The following is a 4,037-nucleotide window of genomic DNA, read 5'->3' as shown; positions in this document are numbered from 1 at the left end:
CAACCCCGCCCGTTATCCTGCTTTGTCTTCATAAAATATATTTCGCTCATTGGAACAGTTAACTTGCTTTTCGTTTTAGGCAGTATATAGGTATTGAACCATGCCGCTGTAGTAGATGCTTCGCCGCTGCCGGTTTCGGTGCCCACCAACATACCACGCTTGTTATTCTTCACCAGCGCAGCAAAGTAGGTGGCCGCGCTTACCGTGCCGCCGCTAATCAGTACATACACATCCCCTTTAAAGTTATTCTTATCGGGAGGATAGTTGGAAATGGAGCCTTCCGTCAGACGTGCATTACCATAGTAAAACCCTGCTGCGCTGTCGTAGTCGAAGCGTTGTTTCAGGAAGTTATCGGTCTGCTTTACTTCTTCCTCTCCCATTTTGGTGCCGTAACCATTCAACAGGTTTTCGGGATCATGCATCTGTATGTTCTTCGTCCGGTAGTTGAAAACATTGTCGAACGGACGCAATGCCACAAAGGAGTACAGTAATGCAGACATATTCGGGTTGCCGCCGCCATTAGACCGGATATCGATGATGACATGCCTGATATTGCGCTTCTTTACTTCCGCGAAAAAATCGTTCAGCTCCTTATACATGGCATTTTCCTGGAGCATAAAAGTAAGAACGGTCAGGATAGCAGTAGATTCCTTATCCTGGTATTCCTTCGTTACATAGGCACGCTTCAGGAAAGTATTAAAGGGTAGCTCTCCCAGGCTCCGGTTATGGTAACCTGTTTTAGCGTCTACTGCTTTCAGCTGTGCGGTAGTGGAATTTTTAGCGCCCTGCTCTTTGTATACAACTTCATAGCTGGTAGCTTCGGGAAAAACGAGGCTGATGAGCAAACTAAGGTTTGTGGCCGTGCGATCGACGCCGGTTCTGATGAAGCCATCGCTATAAGTGGCGTAGCTGATTTCACTGAGCAGCTTTGCAGCAGGCATTTTATTTATACTCAGAATCTCGGCACCGAAAGGAATGGTTTCTCCTTTGGCATTAACAATGATCCTGTCTTTAAAATTGGTGGTGGCCAGGGGGAAGTGATGAATACCATAAAATACGTCTACCACACGCTCCTCATCATAATCCATTTTCAGATGCACATCATTGAATAACTGTACGGGAGAATACCGTAATGCGCTTAACAGCGACGGATCTTTATCCAGCCGGTCCATCAGGGAATCCATTTTACGGTTAAACGTAACCGTGTCCGTGAACTTATAAGGATTCGGATGTTGTTTCTTCAACAACTCAACGGCGTATTTAAAATCATCTTTCAAATCCTGCCTGGTAAATCCGGTAAACGGCTGTACCTGGGCCAGGGCAGATGTGGAGAGTAGGGACATAAGTATCCCTGATGCAAAAAATTGCTTCATGCTATTTGTAATTTTAAAAAATAGTAATCAATACGGCATATCGCGATATGATCAGGCGAGCGTTGCTCCCAGGGTTACATTTTATTGATCAGCCCAATGAGCCCCTCGTTTTCGATGATCATCATACCCTGCCGGTCTTCCGTAATACCTTCGTGTAAAGTGTAGGTGTACCTGGGTACATTTCCTTCCAGTACCGTAGGCATAAATCGAAACTGCACATTGGGCATATCTTTCAGTGCTTCCCCTACTTCGATGATATGAGTGGATACAATAAACAGGCAATTGTTGTATTCGGAGAAGCCTTCTGTAACGGCCAGGGTACCGTCAAAGGCGTCTTTCACATTGGTGCCTTTAAACAATTCATCGAACATCAGCAACAGGTGTTCGCCGGTAGCTGCTGCCAGCGCAGCATCTTTCACCCTTACTACTTCCGCATAGAAATGGCTGTACCCCATCGCTATGTTGTCGGCCACGTTGATGCTGGAGAAGATGCCTTCGCGTACTGAAAACACCATTTCGGAAGCGGCTACCGGGAAACCAATATGCGCCATGTACATACCGATACCGATAGATTTCATCCAGGTAGATTTACCCGCCATATTGGCCCCGGTGAGGAACAGAACATTGCTGCCCTCCTTCATCAGTATGTCGTTGCCCACCGCTTTTGAAATACAGGGATGCCGGAGACCCCGGGCATGGAACAGATTTTCGTCTTTCTCCATGGCCGTTGCGTAAGAAAAATGCCGCTCACGTGATACATTGCTGACCGCGATATACACATCCGTTTCCGCAATGAACTGTAGCACGTCCTTCATGGCTTCGTTGTGCTTGTTGCGCAGCAGGAAGTCATACCCGGATACCGTTCCGGTCGACATCGGCTTGTAGATGTCGCTGTCCAGAATTTTGCGGATGTCCTTTTGGTGCATGATGCCCAGTAAGCTTTCTACACGGTCCTGCAGCGGACTGTTTTCGTGCTTCAGCAACTCCAGCAGTCCAAAGCATTTCTTCAGCGTTACGATAGTTGCCTGCAACTGCAGCAGCGTGTTTTTGAAACGACCGTCTTTCGTAAGGCCCGCCAGTAATTTTTGCAGCTGCATGTCTACCGTCACCGCCCATTGCGATTTTCCTCCCGTAGTATCAATATATTCCCGCATCAGGGAAACCTGGTCGGCTTCAAAAGGAAATGCGACACCTTTTTCTTCGAAAAACTCAAAAATAGAAACACGCTGATTGATAGCAGCGGCATTATTTAGCGGATGGGAAAACATTTCATCCATCAGTTTCTCCCCGATCCGTGTTTTCACTTTATTGAATAAAAAGTATACTGATCCCTGGCGGAATTTCCCCATGAGGTTCAGCTCTCCTACCGATTGGCGATCTATTTTAAAACTCATAATTGCTTATTTAACCTTTTTCCACCTTTGTTTCCCTGCCTGAGAATGTCCAGTATACCTTCGTTATTAATAATGATCATTCCATGCTTATCATTGGTAACGCCTTCCTCCAGGGTATACGTGTATTCAGGTACCGACCCTTTCATCACGGTGGGAAGAAAGTAAAACGCGGCACTTTCCTTTTTCCGCAACTCGTCCGCCGCTTCAATAATATGAGAGGAGATGATGAACTTACTATCTTTCCGGTTGGTAAAAGCATTACAAACAGCCAGCGTTCCTTCCAGCGCATCCTTTACATTGGTACCCCGGAACAATTCATCGAACAATACAAACAGTGATTTTCCTTCACTGAGTTCCTGCCCTATTTTTTTCACCCGTAGCACTTCTGCGTAGAAATGGCTGGCCCCTATGCCCAGGTTATCGGGCAGGTTGATCGTTGTATACACGCCGTCCATCACAGAAAACTCCATAGCCGCCGCAGCTACCGGGAAGCCCATATGCGCAATGTAAACGGCGGTACTGAACGAACGCAGGAAGGTGGACTTCCCGGCCATGTTGGCACCCGTCAAAAAAACCAGGTTACGGGAAGGCGCCATATGCAGACTATTTGCGACCGCGTTTTTTAAAAGCGGATGGTATACACCATCCACTTTTAAAATACTGGTCCCTTTCGGGTGCACTACAGGAAATACCATGTTATGTTTCCGGGTAACCTGCGCCACGGATACATACACATCGATATGATAAATAAAATGCAGTAGTTGCAGCACTTTCCTCTTCTCCTTGTTACGGATCAACACATCAAAAGCCGTAACGGCGGCGAATGAAATTCTGGCATTCGGTTTTTCGTTAAACACCGGTATAAAAGCCGGATCATTCAACACACCAATGGCGGCCAGCCGTTCTTCCTCCAGCTCTTTCACACTTGCCATTTCCGCCGATTCCAAATACTGTCTGAGTGTATGAAAAAGATCGATGACCGAAACAATTCCGTTCTGTACTTCCTTCTCGCTGAGCGACACTTTTGTTCCGCCATCCGGGTTATCGTCAAAAGAGATGTATTTCTCTGCCTGATCCAGCATGGCGCCATCGAAAGGAAAGGAGGCCTTCATTTTCACAAAAGCAGCAATGATATTGATCCGTTTGATGATGGCTTGCCTGTTGTTCAGCGGTTTCCTGAACATGGCTTCCATAATGGTTTGCCCGCCACGGGTAAATGAATGATTATAAATATCGAAAATACCCTGTGTGTCTGCTTTCGAAAACAAGC

The 4,037-nt window shown here is 46.6% G+C and carries 3 protein-coding genes; all 3 read right to left on the bottom strand.

The genetic code is table 11. The annotated features are described in order from the left end of the window. Positions 1–1,373, bottom strand: a 1,373-nt coding sequence (locus VIP81_RS22560; RefSeq protein WP_331966732.1) for a S41 family peptidase, incomplete at its 3' end; no start/stop codon positions are given. A gap of 74 nt (positions 1,374–1,447) precedes the next feature. Further along, on the bottom strand, positions 1,448–2,767 hold the full coding sequence (locus VIP81_RS22555; protein WP_331966730.1) for a MutS-related protein: 1,320 nt from the start codon (positions 2,765–2,767) through the stop codon (positions 1,448–1,450). After that, positions 2,764–4,037, bottom strand: a 1,274-nt coding sequence (locus VIP81_RS22550) for a MutS-related protein (RefSeq protein WP_331966728.1), incomplete at its 5' end; no start/stop codon positions are given. The genes VIP81_RS22550 and VIP81_RS22555, both read right to left, overlap by 4 nt.

Origin of the sequence: Chitinophaga sp., from assembly GCF_036566945.1 — a bacterium.
In the GTDB taxonomy this organism is placed as follows: domain Bacteria; phylum Bacteroidota; class Bacteroidia; order Chitinophagales; family Chitinophagaceae; genus Chitinophaga.
The sequence above is the reverse complement of the archived record's forward strand: the minus strand, read 5'-3'. Positions and strand labels throughout refer to the sequence as shown.